The organism is Pseudomonas sp. TE3899 (assembly GCF_056279105.1).
The window spans coordinates 3,506,146-3,522,468 of the sequence record NZ_JBWBQR010000001.1; the positions used below are offsets into that span (position 1 = coordinate 3,506,146).

Here is a 16,323-nt window from a genome sequence, read left to right on the forward strand (position 1 = left end):
CCAAAGCATTCGCCGGCATTCAGGCTGCCGGCCACAATGACTTGAGACGGGACGTGCTATGGAGTGGCTTGGTTTGCAGTTCCTTACCGAGCTGCCAGAAGGCGGGCAGGTCATCCTCAACTGTACACACAACCCTTTTCTGGTCGCGCTGGCGTATGTGGTCGCCTGTGTGGCCGGCTTCGCCACGCTGGACATGACCGAACGGGTCGGTCATGTGGAAAAATCCGGCACCCAACGGCTCTGGCGTTGGGTCGGTGCCTTGTGCCTGGCGGGCGGCATCTGGGCCATGCACTTCATCAGCATGCTGGCCTTCCAGGCGCCGGTGGACATTCACTACCAACTGCCCATCACCCTGCTCTCGCTGATCTTTGCCCTGACGGCTTCGTGGCTGGCGATGCACACCCTCAGCCACCCTCACGTGAATGTCTGGCAATACCTGCGCGCGGCCGTGTGGATCGGCCTGGGCATCGCGACCATGCACTATGTGGGCATGGCCGCCATGCGTTCGGTCGCCACGGCTTTTTACGATCCCTGGCTGTTCGCGCTGTCCGTCTTCATCGCGATAGGCGCCAGTCTCGCCGCCCTGTTGATTTCCAGTCACCTGCGCGATGGCACCGGTTTGTATCATCAACTGCGCAAATTCACCGCCAGCCTGGTGCTCGGCGCCGGCATCGTCAGCATGCATTTCACCGGCATGGCGGCGCTGACACTGGTGGTGCCCGTTGGCACCCTGCCGATGTTGCCCGGTGAAAACAATCATCTGCAGCTGGGGCTGACGGTGGCGATCATGACCCTGCTGATCATCGGCAGTTGCATCAGCGCGGCACTGGCCGACAAGAAATTGCAAATCAAGGAACACGACCTGCGCCGGGTCAACACTCTGCTCACTCAACTGGACCAGGCGCGCATGTCGCTGCAACAGGTGGCGCACTACGATGCCCTGACCAACCTGATCAACCGTCGCGGCTTCAATCAGATCTTTGCCGAAAAACTGATCGAGAAGACCAACGAGGGCGGCATGCTGGCGGTGATGTTCCTCGACATCGACCATTTCAAACGCATCAATGACAGCCTCGGCCATGACGCCGGCGACGAATTGCTCAAGGTGCTGGCCGGGCACATCAAGAGTTCGGTCCGCAGCCACGACGACGTCGTGGCGCGCTTTGGTGGCGATGAGTTCTGCATTCTCATCGGCCTGCATGACCGCGAGGAAGCCCGGCACATGGCCCAGCGCATCATGCTGAAAATGAAGGAGCCCACCGAACTGTCCGGCCGACGCATGGTCATGACCACCAGCATCGGCATCAGCCTGTTCCCCGAAGACGGCAAGACCTGCGAGGAACTGCTGAAAAACGCCGACCTGGCGCTGTATCAGTCCAAGGGCTGCGGCCGCAATAGCCTGAACTTCTTCAGCTCGAACCTCAGGACCCGGGCCACCCTGGAACTGCAACTGGAAGAAGAACTGCGTCACGCCCTGCGCGAAGACACGGGGCTGAAGCTGTATTACCAACCGATCTATGAGCTCAAAACCGGCCAGGTCACCAAGCTCGAGGCCCTGATTCGCTGGCAACACCCGATTCACGGCCTGCTCACCCCCGACCGTTTCATCGCCATCGCCGAAGCCAACGGGCTGATCGCTGAACTGGACAACTGGGTGCTTCGCAAAGCCTGTGAAGACTTGGGCGAGCTGTCCCGCCATGGCTGTGAAGCCCTGAAGATTGCCGTGAACTGCTCGCCCCTGAACCTGGCGCGCGAGGAGCTGGCCGACGAAATCGAAAACGCCCTGCACGTGACCGGCGTCGAACCCCAGCGCCTGGAGCTGGAGGTCACGGAAAACGCACTGATGGGCAATATCGCCAACACCCTCGTGCTGCTGCGGCAGATTCGCGCCCTCGGGGTGTCGCTGTCGATCGATGACTTCGGCACCGGTTATTCATCCCTGGCCTACCTCAAGCGCCTGCCGCTGAACACGCTGAAAATCGATCGCTCATTCATTCAGGACATCCCCAAGGCGACCCAGGACATGGAGATCGTCCAGGCAATCATCGTCATGGCGCACACCCTGCATTTGCAGGTGGTCACCGAAGGCGTCGAAACCGTCGAGCAATACGAGTTTCTTGAACGGCTGGGCTGCGATTTTGTCCAGGGTTACCTGCTCAGCCGCCCGGTGCCGCTGGAAGAACTGCGTCCGGTGCTGGACGAAATCAACCAGCGCAAGCACTCGCACACGGTCAGTCCACTGAGCCTGGCGCGCGGTATAACTGCACTAACGTTGACGGATCCTTTTCCAAAAAGCCCTGGCCCCCATGCAGGCGCATCAATTGTGCGGCCAATCCGCTGATCGGCGTGGCCGAGCCTTGTTCGCGAGAAAACTTCACCGCCGTGTCCAGATCCTTGAGCAGCGTGCGCACGTGCCATTTCACCGGCTCGAAACGGCTTTCGGCCATTTGCGGGGCGAGGATCTGCAAGGGTTTTGAGTCGGCGAAACCACCGGCCAGCGCTTCGGCGATCAGGCTGGCATCGACACCGGAGCGTTCGGCCAGCGCCACCACTTCGGCGATCACCAGGGCATTGCAGGCGACGATCATCTGATTGCAGGCCTTGGTCACCTGGCCGGCACCGACGGCGCCCATGTGCGTCACGCGTTGGCCCAGGCTCAGCAACACCGGCCGCACGCGTTCAAGGTCCGCCGCTTCGCCACCGACCATGATCGCCAGGCTGCCCGCCTCCGCGCCGACCACCCCGCCCGACACCGGCGCATCCAGCCAAGTCATGCCGGTTTTGCTGGCGAGTGCTGCCGCCATTTCCCGGGTAGCGGTGGGCTCCAGGCTGGAAAAATCCACCAGCAGCTGAGTACTTTTCCCACCTTCGGCAACGCCGTTAGCGCCGAACACCACCTCGCGCACCACGGCGGTGTCCGCCAGGCACAGCATCACCACGTCTGCGTGCTCGCACAATTCAGCCGGCGTCGCCACTTGCCGCGCACCGGCTTCCACCAGCGGCGCGCACTTGTGCGGATTGCGATTCCACACGATCAGCGGGTAGCCCGCGGCCAACAGACGCTGGCACATCGGCAAGCCCATCAGGCCGATCCCGGCGAATCCGAGTGCAGGTAACGATGGCATCATTTTGCCTCCTTTTGATTAAAGATCGCCGAATGCTGGCCGATCCATCATAAATCAGGAAAGGACTCCCCCGAGCGGCGCACCGCCAACACCCTTGTCGCTCGGGCAAAACACGCGCGCAAAAAAGACGCGAGATCCCATTCCGTGACGTTCGATGACGCCTTGTCGTCGAGCCAACCAGTCCAAGTACATGGCGCACAATGACCTCTAAAAACAATCCGGCCACTGCGGTATCCGACTTGACGTTGAGCCCTGCGGCCAACAGCCCTTCAGCGTCGAAGCCATTGATCCCGTCGCGCCCGCTGGCGACCCAGCAGTACCTGTACTTCACCGAAACCAATACCGACCGCATCCTCGATAACCTCGATGGCCTGCGCGACATGGTATTCCCGCGCCCACCGCACCTGGAAGGCGACAGCGAACAGCACAGCGAACAGGAATTCCCGTCGGTGTGCCTGATCGGCCTCGGCCGCTGCGGTTCGAACATCGCGCTGGACGTCGCCGAACTGGTGTACAACGCGCGCAAGTTCTACCTCAACGAATTCAACAACGAAGATCGCCTGTCGCCGGACAAACGCTACGCCGAAAAAGGCTACAGCCCGGCCCAATGGATTCGGAACAATCTGCGCCTGGGGCCGAACAAGGCCACCAAACCGGTGTTCCTGGTCGAGCCGCTGGTGATGCTCGGCGACCTGGACAAGGACATCGCCGGACGCATCCGCTTCTCGCGCAAGGGCGAAAAAAGCGGCTTCCTGCGCGACTACAGCAAAATGAAAATCATGGACTTGTCCGAAGTCCACGCCGGTGGCGCCGGTAACGCGCCGATCCTGGGCCAGTACCTGGCCAAGATCATCCTGAACAAGGACACCCAGCGTTTCTCCAGCCCTGACTGGAAGATGATCCACTCGTACCTGATCGACAGCTGCGGGATCAAGGCCAACCAGTCGCGCCTGTACTTCTCGATCTTCAGCGCCGGCGGCGGTACCGGTTCGGGCATGGCCTCGGAATTCGGCCTGGCCCAGCAACACTCGTACATGAACAAGACGTTCGACACCAAGCCGATGGACGAGCACGACAGCAAAAGCGGCCACGCTTTCGTTTTCGAGCCGATCTTCACCAGCGGCATCTGCGTGCTGCCGAACATTTCCGACCACCGCAGCGAAATGTCCGAGGCGCTGCACATCAACGCCGGGCGCCTGCTGTGCAAATACCTGTCGGAGGAATGGGACTTTTCGTACAACTTCGACAATGAAGACAGCAGCGAAGCCAGCGTCATGGGCCGGATCCGCCCCTGGAACGCGATGATGCTGATCTCCAACGACATCATGCGTTACGCCGAAGAAAGCGATGACGGCAACATCCAGAACATTGATGTCAATGCGATGGAAAAGCACGCCAACCAATACATCTCGCAGCAGATCTTCAACATTCTGACGGCGCAGGCGGTCACGACTGACTACGACCAGAACTATTTCCGACGTGCCGGCATCGACATCGGCGAAACCATTCGCCTGGACGCCAACGACCTGTTCATGAGCCTGGCCGGCCCGGTGGCGATTGCCTACGCCGAGTCCGTGGTCCCGGAAACCCCGGCGCCGAGCAGCGACAAATTCAAGGTGTTCGACAAAGAGCCGCAGCGCCTGAACATCGACGACCTGTTCTTCCGCTCCATCGACCTGCCGCACTTCAACAAAGTCACCCAGGCCATCGAAGGCATCAGCCTGTTGCCGATCGAGTCCAAGCGCTATCGCGCGTCGCTGGAGCAGTACAAGAATTCCGGCTACGACGCGGCCGCGTTGCACGACCTGCACTTCTTCAAGAACTGCTCGTCGGTGGTGTCGATCGTGTCGCTGCCCAAGGACTACAAGCTGTCCTACATGGACCTCAACCGCTTGAAGACCCACCTCAACAGCCTGTTCCCGAACACCACGCTCAAGCGTTACGCGCTGGTGATCGGCGCCTCGGCCAACCTGTCGCTGACCACCCTGATCGCCAAGAGCCCGTGCCTGTCGGACGACTTCCTGACCCTGATCGTGGCCTTCATCAAGCGCTGCTTCGCGAAGAACCCATACCGCTTCGACGAGACCCTGGACAACTCGATCCTCGACTTCATCATTCATGAAGACTTCGACGAAGACTTGATCGACGACCTGCTCAACGAGTTCGAAAACCCGGCGAAGATCCTCGATACCAACTGGTATGCGATCAAGCCGATGTACGAGAAGAAGTACCGCGAGCTGATCAGCGACAAGGACAAGTTTGTGTCGATCAACGACATTCGTTTGTCCCGTGATTGCGTGAAGAAAGCGATCAAGTACCTGCGCGAGATTTATCGCCACCGGATTGGCAAGACCAAGGTTATTTCCCTGAATAACCACACCGGTAAAACCGCTTAACGGGGAATGCCCGAAAAGATCGCAGCCTTCGGCAGCTCATTGGGCTGCGGTTCATTTGGCACCGTGTCGCGACACAGTAGGTCGCGACACAGTAGATCGTTCCCACGCTCTGCGTGGGAATGCATCCACGGACGCTCCGCGTTCGGCTTCTGATGGGACGCGAAGCGTCCCGGGCTGCATTCCTTTGCTGCGGGTGGGAACGATCACACGCCACCAAACCTGTAGGAGCAAAGCTTGCTCGCGATGGCGGCCTCAAACCTGCGCATATCCCAACATTCAGAAACAATTAAGCAGCCCTCAGGCTGCTCACTAAACTGTTCCCGTTACGTTTACGTCACCCTCGCCAAGACCCTTCTGTGGCCTTTCTCTACGGCAACATGCCATCACGCTACTCACCTACACACTTTCACCCGGCCAAGCCGCGCACTCTTTTGGTGCCGGCTATCAGCTCGTCGCCCTTTCCTGGATCAGAATCCAAGGCGAAACCACCACGGCCCACAGCTCGGGATCGCGCTCGAAAAGATCCAGCGCCCGCGTTTCAGAGAGCTTGGCGAGGCTGTCGGCGGCCAGCCAGGCAGCCACTTTCTCGCCTTCGTCCGTGGCCACGGCCTCGGCGGCCGCGATCAAATCCAGGCTTGGGTCGACCCACAATAGGGCACCCTTGGCGAAGAAAGGTTCCAGTTCCTTCCAGGTAATAGATGCGGTCTCACCAAGCAGCTTGGCATAGAGGGTGCTAGGTTCTTGAGTCATGGGTCCTGTCCGGAAAAGAAATCGACGCGAATGATAACGTCGGTGGTCCGGCAGAAAAACCCGGATGCAAATGAGTCATCGAATGAAAAGCGCAGGAAAGCCAAGGATTGCTGTGAATACAGCCTGAACCCCCGCCGCAATTCTGTATTTTTCTTTCAAAAAAGCGACACCCTCAGGTTTTGCCCCCCGGCGCTGCCTTCCCAGGCTAACAATCGGCGCTCTACACTGTACCGGTACAGTTGCCGGGGGCATTTTCCGGAGGATATCCAAGATATCTGACCCGGTTCTGCTGCTACGGCGCCAGGACTATAAAAACTACAACAGTAAGAGTGGAGCACTATGACTAAGGCTACTAAGCAGATTTCCAAACTGTTTGCCGCTATGGTTCTGGCCGGGGTTGCCAGCCATTCGTTCGCAGCTGACACCATCAAGATCGGTATCGCCGGCCCCAAGACCGGCCCGGTAGCCCAATACGGCGACATGCAGTTCAGTGGCGCCAAAATGGCCATTGAACAGATCAACGCCAAGGGCGGCGTCGACGGCAAGAAGCTCGAAGCCGTTGAATACGACGATGCCTGTGATCCGAAACAAGCGGTTGCTGTAGCGAACAAAGTCGTCAACGACGGCGTCAAGTTCGTGGTCGGTCACCTGTGCTCCAGCTCCACTCAACCCGCTTCGGACATTTACGAAGACGAAGGCGTGATCATGATCACCCCGGCTGCCACCAGCCCGGACATCACCGCCCGTGGTTACAAAATGATCTTCCGTACCATCGGCCTCGACAGCGCCCAGGGCCCTGCCGCCGGTAACTACATCGCCGATCACGTCAAACCGAAAATCGTTGCTGTACTGCACGACAAGCAGCAATACGGTGAAGGCATCGCCACCGCCGTGAAGAAAACCCTCGAAGGCAAGAACGTAAAAGTTGCCGTGTTCGAAGGCATCAACGCCGGCGACAAGGACTTCTCCTCGATCATCGCCAAGCTCAAGCAAGCCAACGTCGACTTCGTCTACTACGGCGGCTACCACCCGGAGCTGGGTCTGATCCTGCGTCAAGCATCGGAAAAAGGCCTGAAAGCCAAGTTCATGGGCCCGGAAGGCGTGGGTAACGACTCCATTTCGCAGATCGCCAAAGACGCTTCCGAAGGCCTGTTGGTGACCCTGCCGAAATCCTTCGACCAGGATCCGGCCAACGTCGCCCTGGCTGACGCGTTCAAAGCCAAGAAAGAAGATCCGAGCGGTCCGTTCGTGTTCCCGGCCTACTCGGCTGTTGAAGTCATCGCCGGTGGTATCACTGCCGCCAAGAGCGAAGACTCTGCCAAAGTGGCCGCGGCCATCCACGCTGGCACCTTCAAGACCCCGACTGGCGACCTGAGCTTCGACGCCAAGGGCGACTTGAAAGACTTCAAATTCGTGGTTTACGAGTGGCACTTCGGCAAACCTAAAACTGAAGTTTCGCCTCAGTAAGGCGTTGCCTGACTGACTGCCAATAAAGCCCACGGCGTGCCGTGGGCTTTGTTTTACGAACGTATAGGGCCGCGCTGGCGTGATCCGCCAGTCTCCCCACCTGAAAATCTCAAAACCGTCATCAGCGGTTCGCTGGCAAACCTCGAATTCGAAGTGGATGCAGATCCACGGGGCTCGAGCGGGAAAATGACTCCACCAGTGAAATGCGTATCAGGTTTTTAGGAGCGCTGTAATGCCTGACATCTATCACTTTTTCCAACAGCTGGTTAATGGTCTGACCATTGGCAGCACGTATGCCCTGATCGCCATCGGCTATACGATGGTTTACGGCATCATTGGAATGATCAACTTCGCCCACGGCGAGGTGTACATGATTGGTTCCTACGTGGCGTTCATCGCCATCGCGGGCCTGTCCATGATGGGACTCGACAGTGTGCCGCTGTTGATGACCGCCGCTTTCCTGGCGACCATCGTCGTGACCAGTGCCTACGGCTACAGCATCGAACGGATCGCCTACCGCCCCTTGCGCGGCAGCAACCGTCTGATTCCGCTGATTTCCGCCATCGGCATGTCGATTTTCCTGCAGAACACGGTTCTGCTGGCGCAAGATTCCAAGGACAAATCCATCCCCAACCTGATCCCCGGCAACTTCACCATCGGGCCAGGTGGCGCACATGAAGTGCTGATTTCCTACATGCAAATCGTGGTGTTCGTGGTGACCTTCGTCGCCATGCTCGGCCTGACGCTGTTCATCTCCCGCTCTCGCCTGGGTCGCGCCTGCCGTGCCTGTGCCGAAGACATCAAGATGGCCAACCTGCTGGGTATCAACACCAACAACATCATCGCCCTGACCTTCGTCATCGGTGCTGCGCTGGCGGCCGTCGCAGCCGTGCTGCTGAGCATGCAATACGGCGTGATCAACCCCAACGCCGGTTTCCTCGTCGGCCTCAAGGCCTTCACCGCCGCGGTACTGGGCGGTATCGGCAGCATCCCCGGAGCCATGCTCGGCGGGATTGTGCTCGGGGTGGCGGAAGCCTTCGGTGCCGATATCTTCGGCGACCAGTACAAGGACGTTGTGGCGTTCGGCCTATTGGTTCTGGTGTTGTTGTTCCGGCCTACCGGCCTGTTGGGCCGTCCGGAGGTTGAAAAAGTATGACTAGGAATCTTAAACAGGCGTTGTTCAGCGCCTTGCTGGTGTGGGCCGTGGCCTACCCGGTACTCGGTCTGAAGCTGACTATCGTCGGCATCAACCTCGAAGTGCATGGCACCAGCACCAGCACCCTGATCACCATCGCCGTGTGTTCGGTGCTGATGTTCCTGCGGGTGCTGTTCGACCAGCAGATCAGCGCGGCGTGGAAATCCTCGCCGAACATGCCGGTGATGCCGGCCAAGGCCAGCAGCTTCCTGACCCTGCCAACCACCCAGCGCTGGATCATCATTGCGTTGATCATTGGTGCCCTGGTGTGGCCGTTCTTCGGCTCTCGTGGCGCGGTGGACATCGCGACGCTGGTGCTGATCTACGTGATGCTCGGCCTGGGCCTGAACATCGTGGTCGGCCTGGCCGGCCTGCTCGACCTGGGTTACGTCGGCTTCTACGCCGTCGGCGCCTACAGTTATGCGCTGCTGTCGCACTACTACGGTCTGAGCTTCTGGATCTGCCTGCCGATTGCCGGCCTGATGGCGGCGACGTTCGGTTTCCTGCTCGGCTTCCCGGTCTTGCGCCTGCGGGGTGACTACCTGGCGATCGTGACCCTGGGCTTCGGTGAAATCATCCGTCTGTTCCTGCGTAACCTGACCGACATTACCGGCGGCCCGAACGGCATCAGTAACATCGAAAAGCCCACGTTCTTCGGCCTGACCTTCGAGCGTAAAGCGGCGGAAGGCATGCAGACGTTCCACGAGTATTTCGGCCTGGAATACAACTCGATCAACAAGGTGATCTTCCTTTACCTGATCGCACTGTTGCTCGCCCTGTTCGCGTTGTTCGTGATCAACCGCTTGCTGCGAATGCCCCTGGGCCGTGCCTGGGAAGCGTTGCGTGAAGACGAAATCGCCTGCCGTGCGTTGGGCCTGAACCCGACCATCATCAAGCTGTCCGCGTTCACCCTGGGTGCCTGCTTCGCCGGTTTCGCCGGCAGCTTCTTCGCCGCGCGCCAAGGCCTGGTGACCCCGGAGTCCTTCACTTTCATCGAGTCGGCGACCATCCTCGCCATCGTGGTGCTGGGCGGCATGGGCTCGCAACTGGGCGTCGTACTGGCGGCCACGGTGATGATCCTGTTGCCGGAAATGATGCGTGAGTTCAGTGAATACCGCATGTTGATGTTCGGCGCCTTGATGGTGCTGATGATGATCTGGCGTCCTCAAGGCCTGCTGCCCATGCAACGTCCTCACATGGAGCTGCGCAAATGAGCCGCGAGATCCTTAAAGTCGAAAATCTGAGCATGCGCTTCGGTGGCTTGCTGGCGGTCAACGGCGTGGCCCTGACCGTGTACGAAAAACAGGTCGTGGCGCTGATCGGCCCTAACGGCGCCGGCAAGACCACGGTGTTTAACTGCCTGACCGGTTTCTACAAGCCGAGCGGCGGCAGCATCCTGCTCGACGGCCAGGCCATTGAAGGCCTGCCCGGCCACGAGATCGCCCGCAAAGGCGTGGTGCGTACCTTCCAGAACGTGCGGTTGTTCAAGGACATGACCGCGGTCGAGAACCTCTTGATCGCCCAGCACCGTCACCTGAACACCAACTTCCTGGCAGGCCTGTTCAAGACCCCGGCATTCCGCAAGAGCGAACGCGAGGCCATGGAGTTCGCCGAGTACTGGCTGGACAAGGTCAACCTCACGGCCTTCGCCAACCGTCCGGCCGGCACCCTGGCCTACGGTCAGCAACGTCGCCTGGAAATCGCACGCTGCATGATGACCCGCCCGCGGATCCTCATGCTCGACGAACCGGCCGCTGGCCTGAACCCGAAGGAAACCGAAGACCTCAAGGCGCTGATCAGCGTGCTCCGCAACGAGCATGATGTGACCGTGCTGCTGATCGAACACGACATGAAACTGGTCATGAGCATTTCCGACCACATCGTCGTGATCAACCAGGGCACGCCCCTGGCCGACGGCACGCCGGAACAGATCCGCGACAATCCTGAAGTGATCAAAGCCTACCTGGGGGAAGCGTAAATGCTGCAATTCGAAAACGTTTCCACCTTCTACGGCAAGATCCAGGCCCTGCACAGCGTCAACGTGGAAATCCGCCAGGGCGAAATCGTCACCCTGATCGGGGCCAACGGCGCCGGCAAATCCACCCTGCTGATGACGCTGTGCGGTTCGCCGCAGGCCCACAGCGGCAGCATCAAATACATGGGTGAAGAACTCGTGGGGCAGACCTCGGCGCAGATCATGCGCAAGAGCATTGCCGTGGTGCCGGAAGGCCGTCGGGTGTTTGCCCGACTGACCGTGGAAGAAAACCTCGCCATGGGCGGCTTCTTCACCGACAAGGGCGACTATCAGGAACAGATGGACAAGGTTCTCGGACTTTTCCCACGCCTGAAAGAGCGTTTTGCCCAACGCGGCGGCACCATGTCCGGCGGCGAACAACAAATGCTCGCCATCGGCCGCGCGCTGATGAGCAAGCCCAAGCTGTTGCTGCTCGACGAGCCTTCCCTGGGCCTGGCGCCGATCATCATCCAGCAGATCTTCGACATCATCGAACAGCTGCGCAAGGACGGTGTGACGGTGTTCCTGGTCGAGCAGAACGCCAACCAGGCGCTGAAAATCGCTGACCGCGCGTACGTTCTGGAGAACGGCCGGGTGGTGATGCAAGGCACGGGTGAGGCACTGCTGACTGATCCGAAAGTGCGCGAAGCGTACTTGGGTGGTTGAGGTTTTGCGGTAAACAAAAAACGGCCTTCGGGCCGTTTTTTTTGTGCGCTGGAACTTGTAGCAGCTACAGGATCAACTGATGGTTTATGTAGTCGATTACGTCCTGGACGGTTGTCATTTTTTCGGCCTCTTCATCCGGAATTTCTATGTCGAATTCCTCTTCAAATTCCAAGACCAGTTCAACGGCGTCCAGGGAATCAGCCCCCAGGTCTTTAACAAAACTGGAGTCATTTTTGAGATCTTCCGGTGCTATCCCCAGCAACTCACGCGTAATTTCTTTTACACGCTCTTCCACGCTTTCCATTTTCTGACTCCCTGTTCAGCCGATGATCCGCACTCCAACCTGACGTTTTCGCCCGACATCACTGTATTGCCCGCACAGGCAGTTTTCTACTGTCAGAAATAACAGGTCTGGATAACAAATAACGATAAGCGACCTCTGTTTATTCCGAACACTTCTGTCTTACATGGGGTCGAGCACCCTGCAGCAATGCCCGATAGCTGACCGTCGGTCGAATGCCCCTCTCTACCTGTTAGTTCTGACAGTAGCCACACTGCCGGTACGAGTATTCACTGGAGACTCCCTATCCAATGATTGACGGAGTCACGTCCATGGCCACCGATGAATCCGATTCCGAAGTGCTCACTATTTATCCTCCGCGAGTTCCAAACGGTACAGAGCCGATCATTCCCTATCCTTCCCCGCAGCCGGGAATCCCCTATGTCGGTCTTCGGCAGGCTGCGTTCGACAGGATTGTGACGCTGGACGCCACCCGGCAAAACGCGGCATTGCTGATTGCCGACCCGATTCCGCCGCCGCCTTATGAGAGCCTCAGACTGTTCGTCAATGGCGAGCAAATAGGTTCCTGGGTGATCCCGCCGAGTGCCCAGAATGATCCTGTCGAGCTAGACCTTCCTCAGGCAGAGCTCAACGAGGGCCTGAACATCATCCGGTTGCGCTACCAACGTGGCAGCAGCAACTTCGATGACTCGCAGGAGCTGGGGGTGCAATACCACCGTAACCTGCCTGGCGGTAACGAGGTGCCCGGGACGGGTGATCATCCGGCGCTGAATATTCGTTTGCCGGCGGAACTGGGCGATCCAGCGCTGATCGGTTACGAGGAGTTGACCAATGGCGTGCCGTTGACACTCCAATACCCGTTCTGTCGGGCGTACGACAGAATCAAACTGGAAATCAACAATGTACCGTTCTATTACACGGTGCAGCCCGGTCAAGAGGGTCAGCCCTATACCGTTCTGCTGACAATGGAGATGTACCTCAACCTGCAAAAACCCTCGACACTTTCAATCAACTACACCGTCACCGACACATTGTTGAACACCACCGACCGCCGGCGCTGGTCGAAGAAAATCCTTGCCGAGGTCGATCCGGTGGACGGCCAGTTACTGGTCATGGGCGCCCGCGTTGCCTCAGTGTCTTATTGGATGAATAAAGGTAGCTCACGTTATGTGACGGCTCTCGATGCCCAGACCGGAGGCCTGCTCAGGGCGCGTTGGCGCTACGAGGGCGACGCCGTGGAAACGGTGGGTGCGCGCTTCGATGACACTCAGCCCAGACGCCCGTTGCTCGTAAGGCATGGGGCCCGGCAGTTCAGGCTCAATCCAGCCAATTTCTATGGTAATGGCCTGTGCGACCTCACTGCGCCCGGTACCCCTCACTCTGCGTTCGTGGCGTTGCGCGACAGGGGCGACATGATCGCGTGGGGAGTCTCGTCGAATGGCGGCCATTTGCCGCCGGCCCCCATCCCCCTTGGCACCATCAAAGATGTAGCCTGGTCCTCCAGGGCATTTGCCGTATTGCTCGATGACGGTTCCGTGAGGGCATGGGGCGATCCCGCGGTCGGCGGCGCACTTCCCACCGAAGTAGCCAGCCTGCGCGATGTGAACAAACTGTTCAGTGGGGGCCAGGCGTTTGCGCTGCTGCGTAACGATGGCTCAGTGCTTGCCTGGGGGGCCAAGGATTATGGCGCCGTCGTTCCCGCCGATATCAGCAGGCTCAAAGACATTCGTGATATTGCCTGCTCCGGTTCTGCATTTGCCGCATTGCGCTCCACCGGCGGTGTTTCAGCCTGGGGAAACCCGGCCTACGGTGGCAGCGTCCCCGCCGATATTGCAGGGCTCACCACTATCACCGAAGTGATCAACAACCACGATGCGTTTGCCGCGCTGACCCTTGATCGCACGGTAGTGACCTGGGGGCTCGCAGGCTCAGGCGGTACTGCGCCCGCCGAGATAACCAGGCTCACAGATATCGTCAGGATTTCGAGCTGCGGCTATGCATTTGCGGCCCTTAGAGCTACCGGCCAGGTGGTGGCCTGGGGCAGAACAGGCTGGGGTGGCAACCCGCCGGCCGCCATCCTCAATCTTTCCAATATCGTTGATATCGTGGGGGCGGGTTACGCCTTTGTGGCGCTGCTGGACAACCAACAAGTCGTGGCATGGGGTGACCCGGCTCAGGGCGGCAGCGTGCCACCGGCGATCTCCGCACTTCGCAACATTGTGCAACTCGCCGCCACCAACGGCGCGTTTGCGGCCCTGTGTGCCGACGGCAGCGTGGTGACGTGGGGCAATGCAGCGTGGGGAGGCAATAACGCACTGGTGGCCAGACAATTGGTCGATGTGAGGGCGATTTATGCCAATGCCGAGGCGTTCGTCGCGTTGACCGCTGACGATCGAGTCGTCACATGGGGGCTCGCGGGCTCGGGCGGAAACAGCGAGCCCGTGCGGGACGAGTTTTTCAGAGAAGTGTCCTACCTGGCACCGGTATCACAAGGGGTGGCAAGTAACGCGATAGTCGAAGCCGGGACCGAGCAAACCTGACAGCCTCCGCCTGGGAGCCTGAGCTCAACCCAGGATGGCCAGGCTTACAGACGACAGGATCACGGCAGGCACTGGCGGCTATAGCCGATCCAGTGCCTCGCCGCTGCGCTTGAACCAGCTCATCAGATAATCCGCCAACACTTGGGTGCGCTTGGGCAAACCGCCCTGATACGGATGCACCAGGTACATCGGCATACGACGGGTCTGATAATCCCGCAGGAGCCAGCGCAATCGGCCGTCAGCCAATTCCGCTTGCAACAGGTACGACGGCAATCGCGCAATACCGGCACCGGCCAACGCGGCTTTCTTCAGCAAGCTGTAATGGTTGCTGGCGAACGGCCCCGAGACGCGCACCCGCAACAGCTCGTGTTGCTGGTGATAGAGCCATTCTTCGCGGCCGCTGTAGTGGCTGTTGAGCAGGCACCGGTGTTCGACGAGTGCTTGCGGTGTCGACGGTTCGCCGTATTGCTCAAGGTAGGCCGGGCTGGCGCAGGTCATTTCATGCCAGGCCAGCAACGGACGGGCCACCAGACGTTCGTCATTGCCCACCTCGGAGCGCACCGCCAAGTCAAAGCCGTCGCGGGACAGATCGCGATAGCTGTTGCTCAGGTCCAGCTCGATCTGCACCTCGGGGTACTTGCCGGAAAACTCCAGAAGCAAGCCGTCGAAGAAGGTTTCCCCCAGCGAGACCGGCACCGTCATCCGCACCGGGCCGGCCATGTCGTCCTTCAACCGCGCCAGGGCCTGACGCGCTTTCTCCACCTGGACGACAAGCGCCTGGGCTTGCGGCAATAGCGCCGCGCCTGCTGCCGTCAGACTCAGGCGGCGGGTGGTGCGTTGCAGCAGGACCACGGAAAACCGCGTCTCCAGCAGGCTGATGCGTTTGGACAGTTGGCCCTTGCTGCAACCCAATTGCTGGGCGGCCAGGGTAAAACTCCCGGCTTCGATCAACACGGCGAACGCCGCCAGGTCATCCATTTCGCTCATGGATTGTTTCCATTAGAAAACCAAAGGTTGCCTATTAGCGCGCTTATCAACAGGAAAATCCACTCTAGACTGAGCTCTCTTTTTACTCATTCGAGGAACGGCACGATGAAGATTCTTTTGATAGGCGCAGGCGGCACCATCGGTTCGGCGGTCGACAAAGAGTTGTCGCAACGTCATGAAGTCATCCGCATTGGCCGTAACAGCGGCGATTTCCATGTGGATATCAGCGACAGCGCCTCGATCCGCATGCTGTTCGAACAAACCGGCAAGTTCGATGCGCTGGTCTGTGCCGCCGGTAACGTGACCTTCGCCCCGCTGGACGAAATGACCTCGGACAGTTTTGCCCTGGGCCTCAAAGACAAGCTGATGGGCCAGGTCAACCTGCTGCTGATCGGTCGTGAATTCGCCAATGACGGCGCCTCGTTTACCTTCACCACCGGCGTGCTCAGCCACGATCCGATTCGCAGCGGCGCCTCGGCTGCGTTGGTCAACGGCGCGCTGGACAGCTTCGTCCGTGCGGCCGCTATTGAACTGCCCCGCGGTCTGCGCGTGAACTCGATCAGCCCGACCGTGCTGCTGGAAGCCATGGGCAGCTACGCACCGTACTTCCGCGGCTACAAGCCGGTTCCTGCAGCGGATGTGGCGTTGGCCTACGCCAAAAGTGTGGAAGGCCTGCAGACCGGTCAGACCTTTCACGTAGGTTAAGAGCGGCGCGATCCGTGTAGGAGCAAAGCTTGCCCGCGATGGCGTCCTGGAGATCGCTATCGCGAGCAAGCTTTGCTCCTACAGGTGGTGTGTTTGAGGACGCCATCGCGGGCAAGCCTTGCTCCTACACGGATCGTCACAAGGCGGGGTTGTGATGAACGGTCAGGCTGCGTAACG

13 protein-coding genes are annotated in these 16,323 nt (G+C 59.4%); 9 read left to right on the forward strand and 4 right to left on the reverse strand.

Going from position 1 to position 16,323, the window contains the following annotated elements; translation table 11 throughout:
* Positions 1–58 precede the first annotated feature (58 nt).
* Positions 59–2,341, forward strand: a complete 2,283-nt coding sequence (locus ACZ89E_RS16090; RefSeq protein WP_476256040.1) for a putative bifunctional diguanylate cyclase/phosphodiesterase — start codon at positions 59–61, stop codon at positions 2,339–2,341.
* Here ACZ89E_RS16090 and ACZ89E_RS16095 read toward each other — a convergent pair.
* On the reverse strand, positions 2,232–3,128 hold the full coding sequence (locus tag ACZ89E_RS16095; RefSeq protein ID WP_476256041.1) for an NAD(P)-dependent oxidoreductase: 897 nt from the start codon (positions 3,126–3,128) through the stop codon (positions 2,232–2,234). The two genes, ACZ89E_RS16090 and ACZ89E_RS16095, sit on opposite strands and share 110 nt — an antisense overlap.
* A gap of 197 nt (positions 3,129–3,325) precedes the next feature.
* On the opposite strand from ACZ89E_RS16095, the gene ACZ89E_RS16100 reads away from it, so the two are divergent.
* Positions 3,326–5,521, forward strand: coding sequence for a hypothetical protein (locus ACZ89E_RS16100; protein ID WP_149657279.1), 2,196 nt, complete (start codon positions 3,326–3,328; stop codon positions 5,519–5,521).
* Between the two features lie 444 nt (positions 5,522–5,965).
* On the opposite strand, the gene ACZ89E_RS16105 is transcribed toward ACZ89E_RS16100, so the two are convergent.
* Positions 5,966–6,271 (reverse strand): DUF2288 domain-containing protein, encoded by a 306-nt coding sequence (locus ACZ89E_RS16105; protein WP_123405996.1) that lies wholly within the window; start codon positions 6,269–6,271, stop codon positions 5,966–5,968.
* A 339-nt stretch (positions 6,272–6,610) separates the two neighbouring features.
* Here ACZ89E_RS16105 and ACZ89E_RS16110 point away from each other — a divergent pair, with 339 nt between their 5' ends.
* From ACZ89E_RS16110 to ACZ89E_RS16130, 5 genes are all read left to right on the forward strand, one after another.
* Positions 6,611–7,738, forward strand: a complete 1,128-nt coding sequence (locus tag ACZ89E_RS16110; protein WP_149657280.1) for a branched-chain amino acid ABC transporter substrate-binding protein — start codon at positions 6,611–6,613, stop codon at positions 7,736–7,738.
* 232 nt (positions 7,739–7,970) lie between these two features.
* Positions 7,971–8,894 (forward strand): high-affinity branched-chain amino acid ABC transporter permease LivH, encoded by a 924-nt coding sequence (livH, locus tag ACZ89E_RS16115; protein ID WP_149657281.1) that lies wholly within the window; start codon positions 7,971–7,973, stop codon positions 8,892–8,894.
* Positions 8,891–10,147 (forward strand): high-affinity branched-chain amino acid ABC transporter permease LivM, encoded by a 1,257-nt coding sequence (locus ACZ89E_RS16120; protein WP_149657282.1) that lies wholly within the window; start codon positions 8,891–8,893, stop codon positions 10,145–10,147. Before livH ends, ACZ89E_RS16120 begins: the two co-directional genes overlap by 4 nt.
* On the forward strand, positions 10,144–10,911 hold the full coding sequence (livG, locus tag ACZ89E_RS16125) for a high-affinity branched-chain amino acid ABC transporter ATP-binding protein LivG (RefSeq protein WP_149657283.1): 768 nt from the start codon (positions 10,144–10,146) through the stop codon (positions 10,909–10,911). The genes ACZ89E_RS16120 and livG overlap by 4 nt, the downstream gene beginning before the upstream one ends.
* Positions 10,912–11,613, forward strand: coding sequence for an ABC transporter ATP-binding protein (locus tag ACZ89E_RS16130; protein ID WP_059407957.1), 702 nt, complete (start codon positions 10,912–10,914; stop codon positions 11,611–11,613).
* 64 nt (positions 11,614–11,677) lie between these two features.
* On the opposite strand, the gene acpP is transcribed toward ACZ89E_RS16130, so the two are convergent.
* The gene (gene acpP, locus ACZ89E_RS16135) at positions 11,678–11,917 is read right to left on the reverse strand and encodes an acyl carrier protein (protein ID WP_476256042.1); all 240 of its coding nucleotides are present in this window, start codon (positions 11,915–11,917) and stop codon (positions 11,678–11,680) included.
* 308 nt (positions 11,918–12,225) lie between these two features.
* On the opposite strand from acpP, the gene ACZ89E_RS16140 reads away from it, so the two are divergent.
* Positions 12,226–14,454, forward strand: coding sequence for an RCC1 domain-containing protein (locus ACZ89E_RS16140; RefSeq protein ID WP_476256043.1), 2,229 nt, complete (start codon positions 12,226–12,228; stop codon positions 14,452–14,454).
* A 78-nt stretch (positions 14,455–14,532) separates the two neighbouring features.
* On the opposite strand, the gene ACZ89E_RS16145 is transcribed toward ACZ89E_RS16140, so the two are convergent.
* Positions 14,533–15,441: a LysR family transcriptional regulator gene (locus ACZ89E_RS16145; RefSeq protein WP_149657286.1), complete on the reverse strand. Its 909-nt coding sequence runs from the start codon at positions 15,439–15,441 to the stop codon at positions 14,533–14,535.
* 105 nt (positions 15,442–15,546) lie between these two features.
* Here ACZ89E_RS16145 and ACZ89E_RS16150 point away from each other — a divergent pair, with 105 nt between their 5' ends.
* The gene (locus ACZ89E_RS16150) at positions 15,547–16,146 is read left to right on the forward strand and encodes a short chain dehydrogenase (protein WP_149657287.1); all 600 of its coding nucleotides are present in this window, start codon (positions 15,547–15,549) and stop codon (positions 16,144–16,146) included.
* The last annotated feature ends 177 nt before the right edge of the window (positions 16,147–16,323 follow it).